Consider the following 17,674-nt stretch of genomic DNA (forward strand, 5'->3'; position numbering starts at 1 on the left):
AAAAAACAAAAGTCAAAATATAAAACCAAAAAAAGACACTAAATTTAGTGTCTTTTATCGCTATCTCTCGCCAAGCTTTCCGCATGCATCAGCGCGACATCTACTGCAATGCGACATCTGGTTTATATCGCCGCCTATCGATCTGCGGATGCGGTGGATCTCATCAGTTGAAGGGGATTTTAAATTTTCAAAAGGGGTGTCATGCACCGGTATCATCGCCATGCAGTTCATTATGTCAGCTCCCCACTGCTTTGCTTTTGCCGAGATGCTTTGGATGTGGTCCATATTGACCCCAGGGATGACTACGGTGTTTATCTTTACTAGCATGCCAGCCTCTTTTAGCTTGCGGATGCCCTCGTCCTGTCGTGCTAGCAGTATCCTAGCAGCCTCTTCGCCGTAGTAGTTTTTATCCTCATACCTCACCCACGAATAGACCTTCGAGCCAACATCTGGCGTCACGGCATTAACGGTTACTGTCACGTGGCTCACGCCAAGGCGCACGATCTCATCCACATGCTCAGGCAGCGCTAAGCCATTAGTCGAGAGGCAGAGCAGGGCGTTTGGGAAGTGGGATTTGCACTTTTCAAAGGTCGCTAGCGTCTTGTCAGCGTCACACATCGGATCGCCAGGTCCAGCGATGCCGATGACGGATATGTCTTGTCTAAATTTAAAGAGCTTTTCTAAAAATTTCACCGATTCATCTGGAGTTTGCACCTTTGCTGTTACGCCAGGGCGGTTTTCATTAGCGCAGTCATATATGCGGTTGCAGAAGTTGCACTGGATGTTGCAGTGTGGGGCAACTGGTAGATGCACGCGTCCGTAGTTGGCGGAGGCTTTTTGTTAAAGCATGGGTGGCTGTCTAGATCAGCCTTAGTGCGAAAAATCATTAGCTCTTTTTCCTTCCAAATTTAATGGCATTTGCATGGCAGACATTGAGGCAGTCACCGCAGTTTGTGCAGTTTATCTCATCAGGCCTTGTCCCCATCTCGCACTTGCGCAAGCATGCGTCGCAGTCGTCACAGACACTAGTTTTATAGATGCGAAATATCGAAAATTTACGCAAAATTTCAAGCACACCGCCTGATGGACAGACGAAACGACACCAAAGGTTAGCTACGATTAGTGAGGCTAGCATAACTGAGATGATGATCACTGTGCGAGTGACCCACTCCCATTCGCCAAAGCGAAGTGACAAAGTAACGGCAGTTAGGTACTCATCGCTCGTTCTTATAGGTATCATCATGCGTGGATTGCCCCAGATGAAATAGACCCAAAGGCTGATTGCTATGGTAGCTAGCATGCCTATTTGAGCGATTATCAGCTTTTTGCTGCGAATTTTTAGCTTGAAAAAGGCAAATTTACCAAGCATTTGATTGACAAAGCCAGCTGGACAGACCCAACCACAAAATGCCCTGCCAAAGAGGATGACAAGCGCTGGGATAAATAGCCAAAATCCAAAAAACAGCGATGTGATCCGCCCCCAACAGGTGATGATAGGGCAGTTTTGGCAATTCACAAAAGGCACTACAAAAGGGCATCTAAAAATGCCATAATACGCCCATTGCCCGATGCCTGCTATAAAGATGAGCTGCACTAGGCGTCTTATCTTTGTTGTGGGGGAGTTTTTGCTTTTCTTTTTTAAATTTACATTGCCGCATGCACTATTATTAGAGCATGCGCTATTACAGCTACTACACATCTTTTACACCAAACCTTTCTATAAGCTCTAGCCCACGCGCTGAATAAATGGAGGTAAAGCCATGTTTTTCAAAAATTTCTTGCCCTTCGGTGCCGCAAACAAAGTCTGCAAAGTCATTTGCGAGCCTTTCATCTTTTACATATTTCATTATATTTAGCGTAAAAGTGAGCGGTCCAGGTGGGATGAGCTTTTCGTCGATGGGCATATACTCGATCTTATCTTTAAACCTATCGTGCGTTGTTAGGCGCTTTTCGATGATCGAAGCGTCGCCCTTGCCATCAACTAGCTCGCACATCATATTTATGACGCATGATCCGTTTGCGACCATGTTTTTCATCACCGCATCGGTTAGGTTTGAGTTTTTTAAGATCCCTTTGACTGGGCCACTGCCAGGGGGCGATGATCTAAGAGGCAGCATCACTCTAACTCCTGGTTCTGCAAGGTCCTTTAAGTTGCGAATGCCTGCAGGATTGCCTTTTGGCACGACTAGGACGTAGTCGGTAAAGCATAGCGGTCTAAAGTGGAGGCTAAGACCAGCTTTGCGAAGTTGTTTAGAAAGGTCTAAAACCCTTGCTCCAAAGAGTTCGGTCGTGCTTTGAAGTGCTAAAAGCGACTTGCCAAGAGCACCAGCAAAAGCACCAGTGTATTGGATGTTGTGTCCTGTTCTTGACTCGTAAATGGCATTTAGTTCATTAAAAGCTTCAGATAGGCCTCCACACGACCAAACCTGAAGCGAGTCAGACTTAAAGGGCGTAAAGCCAGCTAGCATCGTTTGCGGAGTGGCAACAGCCGCTGTGGCTAAAGCACCTTTTAAAAAGCCACGGCGTGATATACCGGTTTGTTTTAATTCCATGAAATCTCCTTTTGGGATTTAAGAAATGTAAATTTGATATTTTCGGCACGCGAAACTTGTGAAATTTGACTTTTGAAATTTGCAAAAATGGTAGTTGAAGATAAATTTATGCAAATGTAAATCGCAACTGCGACCAAATTTGGTGTAATTATAACCAAAAGTAGTTTTAAAAAGCGAGATAATTTTAATAAGATAAAAATTTATATTGTAAATTTAATGTCTAAAAAATGATTAAAATTTTAGCCGACAATTTAATGTATTATTTTAGAAATAATATAAAAATATATTGTCAGTTTTTATCTTTTTTGATATACTTCGCTCATAAAAGTATTAGTATTATTTTCAAAATAATACAGAAAGGAGTATCTTAAAATGATAAAAATAGGCGATATGTCTGAGATAAAAACTGGTCTAGTTTTAAACCGCAAAAAGGCAGATAAAAACGTAGATGAGAAATTTCGCTATAAAGTAGTCTCGCTAAAGTCCTTTAACGAAAATGCGCTCTTTGACGGCTCGTTTGCCGATGAGTTTATATCAAACGAGCAAATAAGCGATGAGTATAAAGTAAGGCTTGGTGATGTTTTGTTGCGCCTTAGAGAGCCGAATTTCGCCGTTTATATAGACAAGGACTATAAAGACCTTATCTACTCATCTTTGATGGTTCGCATAAGGATTAAAAGCGATAAATTTGATCCACGTTTTGTGGCGCATTATCTAAACAGTAGCGCCGTTAAAAGAGCCCTTGCGCCAGATGTTTCAGGCACTACAATAGCGATGATAGGCGTTGCAAGCATAAATAATATAAAAATACCAGCCATAAATTTGCAAACCCAAAACAAGATAGTAAAATACCTAAATTTAGCTCGCGAGGAGAGCGAAATTTTGCAAAATTTAGCAGCCCAAAAGCAAAGATATCACAAAAGCGTATTTGAAAATTTAATAAAAGAGGAGAACTAAGATGCAAAAGACTACACAAGAGATCATAAATAACGTCGTTTGGAAGGCTTGCGACACATTTCGCGGCACGATGGACGGAAGCGATTATAAAGACTATGTCTTAACGATGCTTTTTGTTAAGTATCTATCTGATTTTTATAAAGAAAAGCTTGAATTGCTTAAAGTCGAATACGGTGATAAGAGTGATAGGATCGAAGCAAAGCTAAAGAAAGAGAAATTTAAGCTTGATGAGAGTTGCACCTTTGAGTATCTTTTGGCGCACAAAGAAGCGGTAAATTTAGGCGAGATAATGAACAAAACTCTAGAAAAGATCGAAGAAGACAATAAAGATAAGCTTGAAGGCATCTTTAGAAGCATCGATTTTAATAACAAAAACAAGCTTGGTGATACAAAAGAGAGAAACGCTATCTTGAAAAATTTGCTTGAGGATTTTAGCGATAGCAGGCTAGATCTTCGCCCTTCTATGCTTGAGGGCAACGACATAATAGGCGACGCATATGAGTATCTTATAGCTTACTTTGCAAGTGACTCTGGCAAAAAAGGCGGAGAGTTTTACACGCCAAGCGAGGTTTCGACGCTTCTTGCAAAGCTGGTTGAGCCAAAAGAGGGCGATATGATCTACGATCCTACTTGCGGTTCGGGTTCACTTCTTATCAAGGCTTCAAAAGAGATCGGCAGCAAAAATTTCCGCCTTTATGGACAGGAGAAAAACGGACAAACTCACGCACTTTGCAAGATGAATATGTTCTTGCACGAGATAAACGATGCGGTGATCGAGTGGGGTGACACGATCAGAAACCCGCTTCACCTACAAGACAACCTTATAAAGACATTTGACATAGTAGTGGCAAATCCCCCTTTTAGCCTAGATAAATGGGGCTCTGACTTTGCTCTAAACGATCCTTTTATGAGATTTGCCAGTTATGCTTTGCCGCCAAAGAGCAAGGGCGACTACGCATTTGTCGTACACATGATAAAAAGTCTAAACAATAACGGCAAAATGGGCGTCGTGCTTCCGCATGGAGTACTATTTCGCGGAGCAAATGAAGGCAAGATCCGCCAAAAGCTGATCGAAGAAAATTTACTTGACGCCGTCATCGGACTACCGGCAAATTTATTTTACGGCACGACCATCCCTGCTTGCATACTCATTTTTAAGAAAAACCGCTCAAACGAAGACGTACTATTTATCGACGCTAGCAAAGAATTTGAAAAAGGCAAAAACAAAAACTCTCTAACCGAGCAAAATATCAAAAAGATAATCGCCGCCTACAAAAATAGAAGTGAGATAGAAAAATACTCCCACCTAGCAAGCCTTAGCGAGATAAAAGAAAACGACTATAACCTAAACATCCCTCGCTACGTCGATACCTTTGAAGAAGAAGAGCTTGTGGATATCGAGGCGACTAAGAAAGAAATTTTACGCTTAGAAGCCGAGCTAAAAAGCATTCAAAGCAAGATGAGCGAGTGTCTTGCGGAGCTTGGACTATGAGCGAATTTAAAAATTTACCAAGTGGTTGGAGGGTCGTGAGGCTTGGGGATGTTTTAAAGATCGGGAGCGGAAGAGATTATAAACACTTAGAGCTTGGAAACATACCAGTATATGGAACAGGTGGCTATATGTTATCTGTTGATGAATTTTTGTATGATGGTGAAAGCGTATGTATCGGTAGAAAAGGGACTATCGATAAACCCATATATTTAAATTGTAAATTTTGGACAGTAGATACCTTATTTTATACATACGGATTTAAAAATTCTTTGCCTAAATTTATTTACTATATATTTTCGACTATAGATTGGCAAAAATACAATGAAGCAACTGGCGTTCCAAGTTTGTCTAAAAACACTATATGTAATATAAGAGTAAAACTACCATCATTAGACGAGCAAAAAAAGATAGCGGAAATTTTATCTACTTGGGATGAGGCTATAAATTTAACTATAAATTTGATAGAAAGCAAAAAGCAGTTTAAAAAAGCTCTTATGCAAAATTTACTCACAGCTAAAATCCGCTTTCCCCAGTTCAAAGACGAGTGGAAAGAAACAAAGCTTGGTGAAATTTGTGAAATACAAACTGGAAAGTTAAATGCAAATGCTATGATACAAGGCGGAAGGTATAAATTTTTTACTTGCGCAAAAGAGGTTTTTGAAATAGATGATTACGCATTTGATACAGAGGCTATTCTTGTTTCAGGCAATGGAGAAAATGTAGGGTATATACATTATTTTAATGGTAAATTTAATGCGTATCAAAGAACGTATGTGCTGGATAAATTTACAGAGAATATTTTATTTATAAAATATTTCTTAGAATTTGCTCTTAAAAGAAAAATAGAAATAGAGAAAAAGGATGGAAATACGCCATATATAGTCTTATCAACGATATTTGGTTTTATTGTAAAGCTTCCAAATTTAAACGAACAACAAAAAATTGCAGAGGTTTTAACGGCTTGCGATGATGAGATAAATTTACTAAATTTAAAACTAGAAAATTTGAAAAAACAACAACAAGGCTTGATGCAAAAGCTACTAAGCGGAAACATAAGAACAAAAGTAAAAGGAGGAAAAAATGTCAAGATGGATGACTAGGTATGGGTCGAGTGATTTTCATAGCAAATGGGAACTATTTAAGACAAAATTTAGTGAATTTAATATTAAAGAGATTGGGAATGTAGAAATTATTGATGAATACAATAGACTTGGAAAAGTTATAATTTTTATAGATAGCTATCTAAAACTAATCGATCCTGAATTAAGTCCAGAAAATTTATTGGATAATTCAAGAAGTTATTTGGAAAATGCTTTGAATTATTTTAATTCATTCATCAATAATAGAACTATTGATTACATTGTAGCAACAAATAACTCTATAGATCAGCTTATTGCTGGGTTAAGGAATTTAAATATTCTAATGCCTAAAATTTCTAGCAGATCAGTTTCTAACATGGTGCAAGAATACACAGATACTATAAAAAAGGCTTTGGAGGATATAAATTTAGAAAAAACAAAAGAAGATGTAAAAGAAATTTATAGATTAAAAAATGAGTTAATAGATGGAGAGGATAGCATTGAAGATAATGTTAAAGACTTTTTTGACGAAATAAAAGAAAAATATACAAAAATTGCAGAATTTCATGATGAAACCTTAATTGATGAAAAAGATTATATATCAACAAAAACTGAGATACTGGAAGCAAAAAAAGATATTTTAAATGATATAAATTTAACTAAAAAGTATTTAACGGAAACAAATAAGGATTTGGAAGATCTTGAAAAATTTTATGTAAAAATTTTTGGAAAATTTGATGAAGAAGAAGGAAAAAGAATAGGAGGATTAGAACAAGAATTGGCAACAAGAAAGAATGAACTTGAGGAATTTAAAAACGATCAAATAAATAAGTTAAATGAACTTAAAGAAGAACACGACTCAAAACACAAAGCCTTTGAAGAAGAAATAGAAAAATTATTAGAAGGTGCAACTAGCGCAGGGTTAGCAAATGCTTATAGTGTTGAAAGAAAAAAATTTATATGGCCAATTATAATATGGAATATTGTATTTATAAGTTGCCTTTTTGCTATATCGCTTTTATCTTTTTCTACATTAAAAAATTTAAGTTCGATAGAAGAGATAACAAAATACATACTACACTCTTTGCCTATAACATTGCCTTTGATATGGATCGCTGTATATGCCAGTAAGAGACGTAGTGAAAATCAAAGACTAGAACAAGAATACGCACACAAGGAAGCATTGGCTAGATCATATATAAGCTATAAAAAGCAGATTAGTGAGCTAGGTAAAGAAGATAGTGAATTGCTAGAAAAGTTAATTTTAGAATCTATAAACGCAATATCATACAATGCAAGTAAAACATTAGATAAAAAGCATGGAGACGGCACAATATTAAACGAAATAACGCAATCTATTAAAAATTTAAGTCAAAGTGAGAAAAAATGACCCCAGATACTTCAGAAAATAAGATCCAGCAAAATAGCATAAATTTGCTTCAAAGCTTGGGCTATAAATTTATAAGCAGGGAGGAAAATTTAAAGCTTCGAGGCGGTAAAACTAGCGAGGTTTTGTTTAGGGAAATTTTAACCAAAAAGCTTGGCGAGATAAACGGCTATGAGTATAAGGGCAAGAGGTATAAATTTAGCCAAAGTAATGTCTTAAAAGCGGTCGATGAGCTAGCTGGGGTATCTTTAAACGAAGGTCTAATGGTCGCAAACGAAAGGATCACAAATTTACTCTTACTTGGCACCAGTTTGGAGGAAAATTTAGAAGATGGGACGAGGAGGAGCTTTTCTTTTAAATTTATAGACTTTGAAAATTTACAAAACAACGACTTTTACGTAACGGAAGAATTTGAAGTAAGCAGAGTAAGCCAGAGCGACGCGCAAAAGCACAGAAGGCCTGATCTTGTGCTTTTTATAAACGGCATACCAATAGTCGTGATCGAGCTTAAAAAATCAAGCGTGAGCTTTGAAAACGGCATAAAGCAGCTAGAAAAAGAGCAGGGCAAAGATGAGATAGCGCATCTTTTTAAATACATCCAGCTAACCATCGCAGCAAATGGAAGCGGGGCAAGATATGGCACTACTGGAACGCTGTTTAAATTTTATAGCGTGTGGAAAGAACAAGACGAGGTAAAAGCAAAAGAGAGCCTAAAGAGCGTGATAAATGGTAGAGAGATAAGCACGCTTGATATGACGCTCTTTGCGCTACTATCTAAAGATAGACTGCTAAGGCTAGTTAGGCACTATATAGTGTTTGATAAAAGGATGAAAAAAGTTTGCCGCTATCAGCAGTTTTTCGCTATCGAAGAGACGCTAAAGAGGGTATCGGCGAAAAAAGATGGAGCAAGAGCGGGCGGACTCATCTGGCACACGCAAGGAAGCGGCAAATCGCTCACGATGGTGATGTTAACAAAGCTTTTAAAGCAAATTTACATAAACTCAAAGATCATCGTCGTAACTGATAGGATAGATCTAGACGGACAGATACACGAGACTTTTGAAAATACGGACGTGAAAGCAGGGCGAGCAAGTAGCGGAAGCGATCTGATAGAAAAGCTACAAAGCGGCGTTAGCGTAATAACTACGCTCGTGCATAAATTTGAAAAGGTGAAAAACCAAAAGGTAGTGATAAGGGATGGCGATATATTTGTGCTAGTGGATGAGAGCCATCGCACGCAAGGCGGCGATCTGCATAAGGCTATGAAAAAGGCGTTGCCTCTTGCTTGTTATATAGGATTTACCGGCACGCCGCTTTTAAAACGTGAGAAAAACAGCTTTGCCAAATTTGGCGGAGAAATTCATAGATATACGATAGATGACGCGGTAAAAGACGGAGCTGTCTTACCGCTACTTTACGAGGGGCGATACGTGGGTCAAGAGGTGCTAGACCCTGAGGGGCTAACTAGAAAATTTGACCTCATATCAAGAGAGCTTGGCGATGAGGCTAAAAGGGACTTGCAGCAAAAGTGGGCGAGGTTTGAGCGCGTGGCATCAAGCGAGCAAAGACTAGAGCTAATAGCTGTGGATATAAATGAGCATATCAAAAAGACTTTGAAAAAAAGCGGCTTTAAAGCGATGCTGGCAACGCAAAGAAAATATGACGCCATAAAATATCATGAGATATTTGAAGAATTTGGAGAGATAAAAAGTGCTTACGTCATATCAAGCAACGAGCACGAGGAGCTTGAGGGTGGGCATAAAGAGTATGTCGCAAAGGCGTGGCAAGAGACTATAAAGGGCTACGGCAGTGAGGAAGAGTATCTAAAGCATGTGAAGGATGAATTTATTTACGGTGACGAGATAGACTTGCTTATTGTTGTGGATAAGCTTTTAACGGGATTTGACGCACCGAGAGCAAGCACGCTTTATATAGATAAACAGCTAAAAGAGCACAATTTGCTCCAAGCAATAGCTAGAGTAAATAGGCTTTATGACGGGAAAGACTACGGCTACATTATTGATTATAGAGGGCTTCTTGGCGAGCTTGATCAGGCGCTTACTAGCTATGCGTCGCTAAGTGGCTTTGACCCAGAAGATATAACTGGAGCCGTGATAGACGTAAGAAGCGAGATAATAAAGGCTAAGACTTACTATACTCATCTGGATGATCTTTTTAGCAGCGTGAAATTTAAAGACGATCTGGAAAGCTACGTGGCGGTTTTAGAGGACGTGCAAAAACGAGATGACTTTAAAGAGTGGCTATCACAGTTTGCAAGGGCGTTTAAACTAGCGCTTTCAAGTGAGAAAATTTATGACATATTAAGCGAAGAGGAGATCAAAGCTTATAAGCAGAGGGTTAAATTTTATAACGAGCTAAGAAAGGCTGTGCAACTAAGGTATCACGAGGCTTGCGACTTTGGAAAATATGAAGCGCAGATGCAAAAGCTACTTGATACTTACGTAAATGCACAAGGGGTTAATGAGCTTACGAAACTCGTAAATATCTTTGAGACGGAATTTGACGATGAGGTGCAAAGGGTAGAGGGCAAAAACGCAAAGGCTGATACGATTATCAGCGCCGTAAGTGCGGTGGTAAAAGAGAAAATGGACTCAAATCCAGCGTTTTATAAATCAATAGCGCAGCAGATACAAGATGTCATCGACGAGTATAAAGCAAAAAGGCTAAGTGAGGAAGAAAAGCTTGCCAAAGCAAAACTACTAAAAGACCTTATAACTGGCGTTTTAAAGCCAAACAAAGATAGATATCCAAAAGAATTTAATGGTAAGAAAATTTTATTTGCCATTTATGATAATTTGCTTGACATTTTGGCAGATGTGGAGCTTGTGGGTGTTGAGGTGGTTGCTAAAAAATTGAGCTTGAAATTTTATGAAATTTATGAAAAAGCCTCAAAAAAACCAGAATGGCACAAAAATAAAGACGTAGAAAACGAGATAACAAGCGCTATGGAGGATGCTCTTTGGGATGTAGAGGATGAATACGGCGTTTCTATCAATGAGAAGGAGAAAATTTACCAAACTATCCGAGGCATAGGGATAAGTTTTTATGCTTGAAGGCGTAAAAATCGTCCGAAAAGACGTAAAAAATATCACTTTAAAAGTTAGACCAAACGGCGAAGCGATCCTAACCACGCCAAAAGCCGCAAGCGATGAGCATATAAAATTTATCATAAAAAAAAGAGCTAAATGGATAGCGCAAAAGCGCGCGTTTTTTGCCTCGTTTAGGACGCCCGAAAAAGAATACGTAAGTGGCGAAGACTTTAAATATCTTGGGCGAAGATACCGGCTTAAAGTCGTGCAGTCTAAAGAGGAGCGCGTAAAGCTACAAAGAGGCTATCTGGAGCTCTTTGTGAAATATAAAAGCGATATAAAACGAAAAGAAAAATTGGTCTATGAGTGGTATCACGAAAAGGCGACGTTATATTTTTTTAATATCTTGCAAGAGTTTAACAAGATAGTAAAACAAGATATCAAAAGCGTAAAAATAAGGCAGATGAAGACGAGATGGGGAAGCTGCAATCCTTATAAATCATATATAAATTTAAACATAGAGCTTATCAAAAAGCCAAAAGCGTGTATCGAATACGTCGTATTTCACGAGCTTGCTCACCTGCTATATCCAAATCATTCAAAGAAATTTTATGACTATCTGACGCTTTATATGCCTGACTGGCAAAAAAGAAAGGAAATTTTAGAGAGAACTTAGAAATTTTGGCTTAAATTTTGGACTATTAAACATTTTTTGTATTTTAAAAATATTTTAAAATCTAAGGAAAAGTGATGAAAAATTTTTAATTTTTTAATGTTGATAAAGTAGGTGGTGGGTTCACCAGGACTCGAACCTGGGACCATCCGGTTATGAGCCGGATGCTCTAACCAACTGAGCTATGAACCCACAGTTGAAAGAAAATCGTATTATACAAGAAAAAGCTTATCTAAATATAAAAAATAGTCTTTTTTATGTGGAGTATAAAACGAACAAATTTAAAAAGAAAAGCCCTAAAATAGGGCTTATAAATTATTTATAATTTTTTATCGCAGCGTCTAAAATCTCTTTTGCAGCGTTTGCGTCTTTAAATTCTTTCACTTTAACCCATTTGTTTGGCTCAAGAATTTTATAAGTTTCAAAGAAATTTTTGATCTTATTTAGTGTCGCAATTGGCAAGTCTTCGTAGCTTTTTATCGCTTCAAATCTTGGATCGATCTTTGTAACTGGCACAGCCAAAAGCTTCTCATCCATGCCTGCTTCATCCTCCATCACTAAAACGCCTATCAAACGGCAAGGGATGACGCTACCAGCTTGGAGTGGATACTCGTTTAGCACCAAAATATCAGCTGGATCGCCGTCAGCTGCTAGTGTGTTTGGCACAAAGCCGTAGTTTGCTGGGTAGAACATCGCTGAGTAAAGCACGCGATCAACTACGACTGCACCGCTATCTTTGTCGATCTCGTATTTGATATTTGAGCCATAAGGTATTTCGATTACGGCATTGATTTTGTCTGGGTTTGAGCCAAATTTGATCTTTGAAACGTCCATATATTTGTCCTTTGTGTTAGAAATTTTCGTGATTTTAGTATTTTTTGCATTAAATACTCGTAAATTTAACTACCTTACAACCTCTACGCTATCTACGTCGATCTTTGTTTTTGTAAGCTCTTTATCCACTTCGCCCCTTATTCTTAAAAGCGTGTCTTCGTTAGCTGTTACATTGCCCCACTTATTATTGTCGATCTCAACAACGATAACGTCGCCATTTTTATCAACAAATTCATATTTGTCTGATTTGATGTGTGACTTTATCTTGCCCTCAAGTACGACTTTTGCGTCATCATTTAGTTTTAAAGCCTCTTTTACGCTTATAACATTTTCGCTTTTGTGATTTGAGACAAAGCCTCCAGCCATTGCGATGCTAGCAGCCAGTGAAGCGATAAAGATTTTTTTCATTTTTATCCTTTTTGGTTGGTTATTAAATTTAAAGGATATTACATTTTTGGTGTTAATAAATGGTAAGTTTTAAAACCTTGCACCTTTTGATGCAAGGTCTGTGAATTATAGAAGTTTAGCTAGTAAATTTTTGATGTCAGCTACGATCTCGTCGATACCACGCTCGCCATTTACCACGTGAAGTAGCTCTTTTTCGCTGTAAAATTTGCGGATAGGTTTGATCGGATCAAGATATACTTTCATGCGGTTGTTAAAGACTTCGTTATTGTCGTCAGCGCCTCTTGCACGGCCTAGCACTCTAGCTCTTGCCACATCTTCGCTGACATCTACTTCGATGACACCTTTTAGAGAAATTTCATCTTGCTCGCTTAAGACCTTGTCAAGCTCAGTCATTTGCTCAACGCTTCTTGGGTAGCCATCTATTATGATGTTTGATTTATTTGAGCTTTTGATAGCTGAGACGATCGCATTTACGACAACGTCAAGTGGGACCAAATTTCCTTTTGAGATAAAGCCGTCTATTAGTTTGCCAAGCTCGCTACCACTTGCGACTTCAGCTCTTAAAAGATCGCCAGTTGAAAAGTGTGCAAATTTCTCATCTTGCTGTGCGATGATAGATGCGTCTGTTGTTTTGCCGCTGCCTGGAGCGCCGATGATTAAAAATAAATTCTTCATTTTTTCCCTTTTATTGCCTTTGTCTTTTGAGCGCTTTTTGCGGAGCTAGTAAAATTTAGCTTGATGAACTAAGTGTTCTATCTGCGCAAAATTTTACGTCGCAACCACAAAAATCATCTCAAACTACTTAGGCAAGTTTTAATTTAATTAGCCGCCAAGTTGGAGGCATCTTTTTATAAATTTAAATTTAGGATGGAATTTTGTCTAAGAAAAATATTTAAAGACAAAATTCCATCTCTTTTTAAAGGCAAATTTTAAGCCTTTTGCTCTTTTTCTCTTATCCTTAGTCCTAACTCCCTAAGCTGTTCGTTGCTAGCGTAGCTTGGTGCCTTTGTGAGTGGGCACTGAGCGCGCTGTGTTTTAGGGAAGGCTATGACGTCGCGGATCGAGCTTGCTTTATTTACAAGCATATTTAGTCTGTCAAAGCCGATCGCGATACCACCATGTGGAGGCGCACCAAATGTCAAGGCATCAAGCAAGAAGCCAAATTTCTCACGCTGCTCGGCTTCATCTATGCCAAGAAGCTTAAAGACTTTTTGTTGGATGTCGTTTTTGTGAATTCTTATGCTTCCGCCGCCAAGCTCAAAGCCGTTTAGGACGACGTCGTGAGCGATAGAGAGGATATCTTCAAGATCAGGCTCGTCTATATTTTTTGGCATAGTAAATGGATGGTGCATCGCAGAGTAGCTGCCGTCGTCATTTTGCTCAAACATTGGGAAGTCAAGCACCCATAAAAACTCAAGTCTGTCTTGATCGATGATGCCCATTTGTTCAGCTAGGAAAATTCTAAATCGTCCCATATAATCAAGCACGATCTTCTTCTTACCAGCTCCAAAGAATACGACGTCACCAACTTTTAGTTCACATCTTGAGACGATCTCGTCAAGATCGCTTTGCTCGAAAAATTTACAAAGTGGGCCTTTTAGTCCTTCTTCTTTCATTTGGAAGTAGCCAAGACCTTGTGCACCAAATTTACGTACAAATTCCTCAAATCTATTCATCTCACGCTTACTAAAGATGTTGTCGCCATTTGGTACTTTTAGCGCTTTGATGCGGTTTTTCTTCTTATCTTTTGCAATAGAACTAAAAATTTCATTACTTGAGCGTTCAAAAATATCGATAACATCGATCATTTTTAGATCGTATCTAAGATCAGGCTTATCTGAACCATAAGTCTCAGTCGCCTCTTTGTAGCTCATGCGTCTAAATGGTGTTTTGATATCGTATCCGCAGGCTTTAAAGATGTCTTTTAGCATCGTCTCAGCCATATTTATGATATCTTCTTGTTCGACAAAGCTCATTTCGATATCTATTTGAGTAAATTCTGGTTGGCGATCAGCCCTTAGATCTTCGTCGCGGAAGCATTTTGCGATTTGGAAATATTTATCAAAGCCAGAACACATCAAAAGCTGTTTAAATAGCTGTGGGCTTTGTGGGAGTGCATAAAATTGACCCGGATATACACGGCTTGGCACTAGGTAGTCTCTCGCACCTTCTGGAGTTGCGCGTGTTAAAACTGGAGTTTCAAACTCGATAAAGCCCATTTTATCTAGGCTGTTTCTAGCTGCGATCGCTGCACGAGAACGCATTTTAAATATATTTTGCAAGCGCTCGCTTCTTAGATCTAAAAAGCGGTATTTTAGTCTGATATCTTCATTTACACTCTCATCACCTATCATAAATGGTAGTGGCTCGCTTGGATTTTCGATGATTAGCTCGCTTACTATTACTTCTATCTCGCCAGTTTTTAGTTTTGGATTGGTTAGTCCTTCGCCTCTAGCTCTTACTTTTCCTTTTGCTTTTAAGACATATTCATCTCTTACTTTTGCAGCCACGTCGTGTGCTTCTTTGCTATCAGCTGGATCACAAACTAATTGTATAAGCCCACTAACGTCTCTTAAGTCGATGAAAACAACGCCACCATGGTCTCTATATGTATTTGCCCAGCCACAAAGTATTACTTCTTTGCCGATGTCAGCTTTGCTAAGATCGGTGCAATAATGACTTCGCATAAAATGCTCCTTTGCAATGTTTTTTAGGCAATTATAATCGCTTTTTTCTTTTGAAAAGCTTTGTTAAAATAAAATATGTTACAATCATTTACATGAAAAATGAACAAAAATTTAATACTTTTTGCACAAAAAAAGTGGGACTTATTGCTAAAGATTATCCATTGTTTAGGCAAGATTTAGAAAAATTAGAAAAAATTTTAAAAAAGTATAACGCAGAAATTTTGCTTGAAAAAAATTGTGCTAAGCGTATAGAAAAAAATGGTTTTGAGCTGATAAAACTAGCCAAAGAGTGTGAATTTCTGATCACCCTTGGCGGTGATGGTACGATCATTTCAACTTGTAGAAAACTAGCTCACATCTCGCCACTTGTACTTGGTATACACGCTGGTAGACTCGGATTTCTAACTGACATAATGATTAATGAAAGTGAGAAATTTTTTAAAGACTTTTTTGATGGTAAATTTGAGGTAGAAATGCCTTTTATGCTTGATGTCGCGCTTCATAAAAATGATGGCAAAACTGAGCAAAAGATAGCATTTAACGATGCAGTCATCGTTAGCAAAAATGGTGGCTCGATGACACATATCGAGGCACTTTTAAATGAAAAATATTTTAATTCATATTTTGGTGACGGCGTTATAGTAGCGACACCTGCTGGAACAACGGCATATAACATGAGCGCAAATGGCCCTATCATCTATCCATTAAGCGAAGTTTTTACAGTAACTCCTATCTGTTCGCACTCGCTCACGCAGCGTCCAGTCGTGCTTACCAAAAATCACACGGTCAAATTTAGAACAAATAGCGACGCCATTTTGGTTATAGACGGACAAGACCGCTTTGATATGAGTAAAATTTCAGCCGTCAGCATGAGCCTAAGTGATAAAAAAGCGAGGCTGATACGTCATATTGGCAGGGATTATTTTCAAATTTTAAAAGAGAAACTTCACTGGGGTTATAATGATTGATCGAATTTTGATTAAGGATTATCTAAATTTTAAAAATGTCGAGCTAAATTTCAAAGAGGGTCTTAGTGTATTTACAGGCGTTAGCGGCGCTGGTAAGTCGGTGCTAATGGGCGCGATAATGGCTGTTTTTGGGCTAAAAGATAGCGAGGCAAGGCTAATAGAAGCTGACGTTGAGCATAAATTTGAGCTTGATGAGTTTGGCATAGAAAATGAAGAGGTTAATATTTTCAAGCTTCTAAAAGATAAGAGCACGAGGTATTTTATAAACCAACAAGCCATCTCAAAGAGAAATTTAGCCCAAGTGGCGCGCGAGCACATCAAATATCTCTCGGCAAAAGAGGCAAATGAATTTGAAAATGAGAAATTTCTAAATTTGCTTGACAAGCTTGAAATTTCAAAAAATGAGAAATTTAAAGAGATAAAGCAGGAATTTGAAGAGGCGTTTTTGGAATTTTCTAAAATTTCAAAAGAGCTAGCCACTATAAAAGAGGAAGAGAAAAAGGTCGAGGAGCTAAAGGAGCTTGCTAGCTTTGAGATCGAGAAGATAAGAAGTGTCGGGCCTAAAAAAGGCGAGTTTGAAGAGCTTATGGAGACTAAAAAAAGACTTAGTAAAAAGGATAAGATAAATGAGGCGTGGGCTAGGGCTGATCGGATATTTGAGCTAGAGCACAGCGTAAATGAGGCGCTAAGCATCAGTGATCTTGACAATGGCTTTTTTGAAGATGCGATGAATGAACTAAGGGTCGCAAGAGATAGCCTAAATATGGAGGAGCTTGACGATATCGACGTGGAGAGCGTGCTTGATAGGATTGAAGCTCTTAATGCTATCATCAGAAGATATGGCAGCGAAGAGGAGGCGTTAGAAGCGCTTGATAAAAAGGAAAAAGAGCTTGCTAGATATGAAAATTTAAGCTTTGAAAAGAGTGAGCTAGAAAAGAAATTTGAAATTTTAAGCAAAAAGGCAAATGAGCTAGCCAGCGCTTTAAGCAAGGCAAGGGGTGTAAATTTAAAAGAGCTTGAGAGTATGATAAATTTATACCTAAAAGAGCTTTATATGCCAGATATTGCGCTGAGTATTGAGGCTAAAAAGCTTGATATTTTGGGCATTGACGAGGTTTGTCTAAATTTAAATGAGACCTCGCTTAAAAATTTAAGCTCAGGCGAGCTAAACCGCTTAAGACTAGCCTTCATAGCTGCCTCTAGCGAGATCACAAAAACGGGAGGTGACGTCATCATACTTGATGAAATAGATGCAAATTTAAGCGGAAAAGAGGCGATGAGTATCGCAAATGTTTTGCTTAAGCTTGCAAATTTTTATCAAATTTTTGCCATTTCACATCAGCCGCAGCTTAGCTCAAAGGCAAATTCGCACTTTTTGGTAGAGCGTCATGGAGAAAACTCGGTCGTAAGAGAGCTTGATAAAGATGAACGAGTTAGCGAATTAGCACGTATGATAAGCGGTGAGCACATAAGTGAAGAGGCAATAAATTTTGCGAAAGGACTTTTAAAATAGCTTAAAATTTAAATTTTAAATTTAAGCTTTGTGATTAGGTTTATTTGTTAGAATCCGAGCTAGTTTAATAAAAA

Annotated in this window: 15 protein-coding genes and 1 tRNA gene; 8 read left to right on the forward strand and 8 right to left on the reverse strand. The window is 38.3% G+C overall.

The features are described from left to right. Positions 1–60: 60 nt before the first annotated feature. From CYO92_RS05715 to CYO92_RS05725, 3 genes are all read right to left on the reverse strand, one after another. Positions 61–813: a radical SAM protein gene (locus CYO92_RS05715; protein WP_223315391.1), complete on the reverse strand. Its 753-nt coding sequence runs from the start codon at positions 811–813 to the stop codon at positions 61–63. A gap of 73 nt (positions 814–886) precedes the next feature. Continuing rightward, on the reverse strand, positions 887–1,699 hold the full coding sequence (locus CYO92_RS05720) for a 4Fe-4S binding protein (protein WP_103588985.1): 813 nt from the start codon (positions 1,697–1,699) through the stop codon (positions 887–889). Next, positions 1,692–2,552 (reverse strand): substrate-binding domain-containing protein, encoded by an 861-nt coding sequence (locus tag CYO92_RS05725; RefSeq protein ID WP_103588986.1) that lies wholly within the window; start codon positions 2,550–2,552, stop codon positions 1,692–1,694. Before CYO92_RS05725 ends, CYO92_RS05720 begins: the two co-directional genes overlap by 8 nt. Before the next feature lie 372 nt (positions 2,553–2,924). Here CYO92_RS05725 and CYO92_RS05730 point away from each other — a divergent pair, with 372 nt between their 5' ends. The 6 genes from CYO92_RS05730 to CYO92_RS05755 are packed head-to-tail and all read left to right on the forward strand — an operon-like array spanning position 2,925 to position 11,193. After that, a complete protein-coding gene (locus CYO92_RS05730; protein WP_103588987.1) occupies positions 2,925–3,509 on the forward strand; it encodes a restriction endonuclease subunit S in 585 nt (194 codons plus the stop codon). A 1-nt stretch (position 3,510) separates the two neighbouring features. Continuing rightward, positions 3,511–5,001, forward strand: coding sequence for a type I restriction-modification system subunit M (locus CYO92_RS05735; protein WP_103588988.1), 1,491 nt, complete (start codon positions 3,511–3,513; stop codon positions 4,999–5,001). Continuing rightward, positions 4,998–6,101 (forward strand): restriction endonuclease subunit S, encoded by a 1,104-nt coding sequence (locus CYO92_RS09350; protein ID WP_103589605.1) that lies wholly within the window; start codon positions 4,998–5,000, stop codon positions 6,099–6,101. The genes CYO92_RS05735 and CYO92_RS09350 overlap by 4 nt, the downstream gene beginning before the upstream one ends. Beyond that, entirely contained in the window at positions 6,082–7,470 is a 1,389-nt protein-coding gene (locus tag CYO92_RS05745) for a hypothetical protein (RefSeq protein WP_103588989.1), read from the forward strand. Before CYO92_RS09350 ends, CYO92_RS05745 begins: the two co-directional genes overlap by 20 nt. After that, a complete protein-coding gene (locus CYO92_RS05750) occupies positions 7,467–10,541 on the forward strand; it encodes a type I restriction endonuclease subunit R (RefSeq protein ID WP_103588990.1) in 3,075 nt (1,024 codons plus the stop codon). Before CYO92_RS05745 ends, CYO92_RS05750 begins: the two co-directional genes overlap by 4 nt. After that, positions 10,534–11,193: a M48 family metallopeptidase gene (locus CYO92_RS05755; RefSeq protein WP_103588991.1), complete on the forward strand. Its 660-nt coding sequence runs from the start codon at positions 10,534–10,536 to the stop codon at positions 11,191–11,193. The genes CYO92_RS05750 and CYO92_RS05755 overlap by 8 nt, the downstream gene beginning before the upstream one ends. Before the next feature lie 112 nt (positions 11,194–11,305). On the opposite strand, the gene CYO92_RS05760 is transcribed toward CYO92_RS05755, so the two are convergent. From CYO92_RS05760 to aspS, 5 genes are all read right to left on the reverse strand, one after another. Then, positions 11,306–11,382: transfer RNA gene (locus tag CYO92_RS05760), tRNA-Ile, on the reverse strand. Between the two features lie 123 nt (positions 11,383–11,505). After that, positions 11,506–12,024 (reverse strand): inorganic diphosphatase, encoded by a 519-nt coding sequence (ppa, locus tag CYO92_RS05765; protein ID WP_103589016.1) that lies wholly within the window; start codon positions 12,022–12,024, stop codon positions 11,506–11,508. 69 nt (positions 12,025–12,093) lie between these two features. Further along, a complete protein-coding gene (locus CYO92_RS05770) occupies positions 12,094–12,432 on the reverse strand; it encodes a NirD/YgiW/YdeI family stress tolerance protein (RefSeq protein ID WP_103589017.1) in 339 nt (112 codons plus the stop codon). A gap of 105 nt (positions 12,433–12,537) precedes the next feature. Continuing rightward, complete coding sequence (locus tag CYO92_RS05775; protein WP_103589018.1) at positions 12,538–13,107, reverse strand: adenylate kinase; 570 nt, start codon at positions 13,105–13,107, stop codon at positions 12,538–12,540. A 254-nt stretch (positions 13,108–13,361) separates the two neighbouring features. Beyond that, positions 13,362–15,119, reverse strand: coding sequence for an aspartate--tRNA ligase (aspS, locus tag CYO92_RS05780; protein WP_103589019.1), 1,758 nt, complete (start codon positions 15,117–15,119; stop codon positions 13,362–13,364). A 92-nt stretch (positions 15,120–15,211) separates the two neighbouring features. Between aspS and CYO92_RS05785 the strand changes: the two genes are divergently transcribed. Together CYO92_RS05785 and CYO92_RS05790 are read left to right on the forward strand one after the other, a co-directional pair. Continuing rightward, positions 15,212–16,087: an NAD(+) kinase gene (locus CYO92_RS05785; RefSeq protein WP_103589123.1), complete on the forward strand. Its 876-nt coding sequence runs from the start codon at positions 15,212–15,214 to the stop codon at positions 16,085–16,087. Continuing rightward, a complete protein-coding gene (locus CYO92_RS05790) occupies positions 16,080–17,600 on the forward strand; it encodes an AAA family ATPase (RefSeq protein WP_180997827.1) in 1,521 nt (506 codons plus the stop codon). The genes CYO92_RS05785 and CYO92_RS05790 overlap by 8 nt, the downstream gene beginning before the upstream one ends. The last annotated feature ends 74 nt before the right edge of the window (positions 17,601–17,674 follow it).

The organism is Campylobacter concisus (assembly GCF_002913715.1).
Taxonomy (GTDB): Bacteria; Campylobacterota; Campylobacteria; order Campylobacterales; family Campylobacteraceae; genus Campylobacter_A; species Campylobacter_A concisus_AG.

Coding starts and splice junctions, on each gene's coding strand:
- CYO92_RS05720 (WP_103588985.1), bottom strand. CDS start 1,699: ATGTGTAGTAGCTGTAATAGCGCATGCTCTAATAATAGTGCATGCGGC.
- CYO92_RS05725 (WP_103588986.1), bottom strand. CDS start 2,552: ATGGAATTAAAACAAACCGGTATATCACGCCGTGGCTTTTTAAAAGGT.
- CYO92_RS05730 (WP_103588987.1), top strand. CDS start 2,925: ATGATAAAAATAGGCGATATGTCTGAGATAAAAACTGGTCTAGTTTTA.
- CYO92_RS05735 (WP_103588988.1), top strand. CDS start 3,511: ATGCAAAAGACTACACAAGAGATCATAAATAACGTCGTTTGGAAGGCT.
- CYO92_RS09350 (WP_103589605.1), top strand. CDS start 4,998: ATGAGCGAATTTAAAAATTTACCAAGTGGTTGGAGGGTCGTGAGGCTT.
- CYO92_RS05745 (WP_103588989.1), top strand. CDS start 6,082: ATGTCAAGATGGATGACTAGGTATGGGTCGAGTGATTTTCATAGCAAA.
- CYO92_RS05750 (WP_103588990.1), top strand. CDS start 7,467: ATGACCCCAGATACTTCAGAAAATAAGATCCAGCAAAATAGCATAAAT.
- CYO92_RS05755 (WP_103588991.1), top strand. CDS start 10,534: ATGCTTGAAGGCGTAAAAATCGTCCGAAAAGACGTAAAAAATATCACT.
- ppa (WP_103589016.1), bottom strand. CDS start 12,024: ATGGACGTTTCAAAGATCAAATTTGGCTCAAACCCAGACAAAATCAAT.
- CYO92_RS05770 (WP_103589017.1), bottom strand. CDS start 12,432: ATGAAAAAAATCTTTATCGCTTCACTGGCTGCTAGCATCGCAATGGCT.
- CYO92_RS05775 (WP_103589018.1), bottom strand. CDS start 13,107: ATGAAGAATTTATTTTTAATCATCGGCGCTCCAGGCAGCGGCAAAACA.
- aspS (WP_103589019.1), bottom strand. CDS start 15,119: ATGCGAAGTCATTATTGCACCGATCTTAGCAAAGCTGACATCGGCAAA.
- CYO92_RS05785 (WP_103589123.1), top strand. CDS start 15,212: ATGAAAAATGAACAAAAATTTAATACTTTTTGCACAAAAAAAGTGGGA.
- CYO92_RS05790 (WP_180997827.1), top strand. CDS start 16,080: ATGATTGATCGAATTTTGATTAAGGATTATCTAAATTTTAAAAATGTC.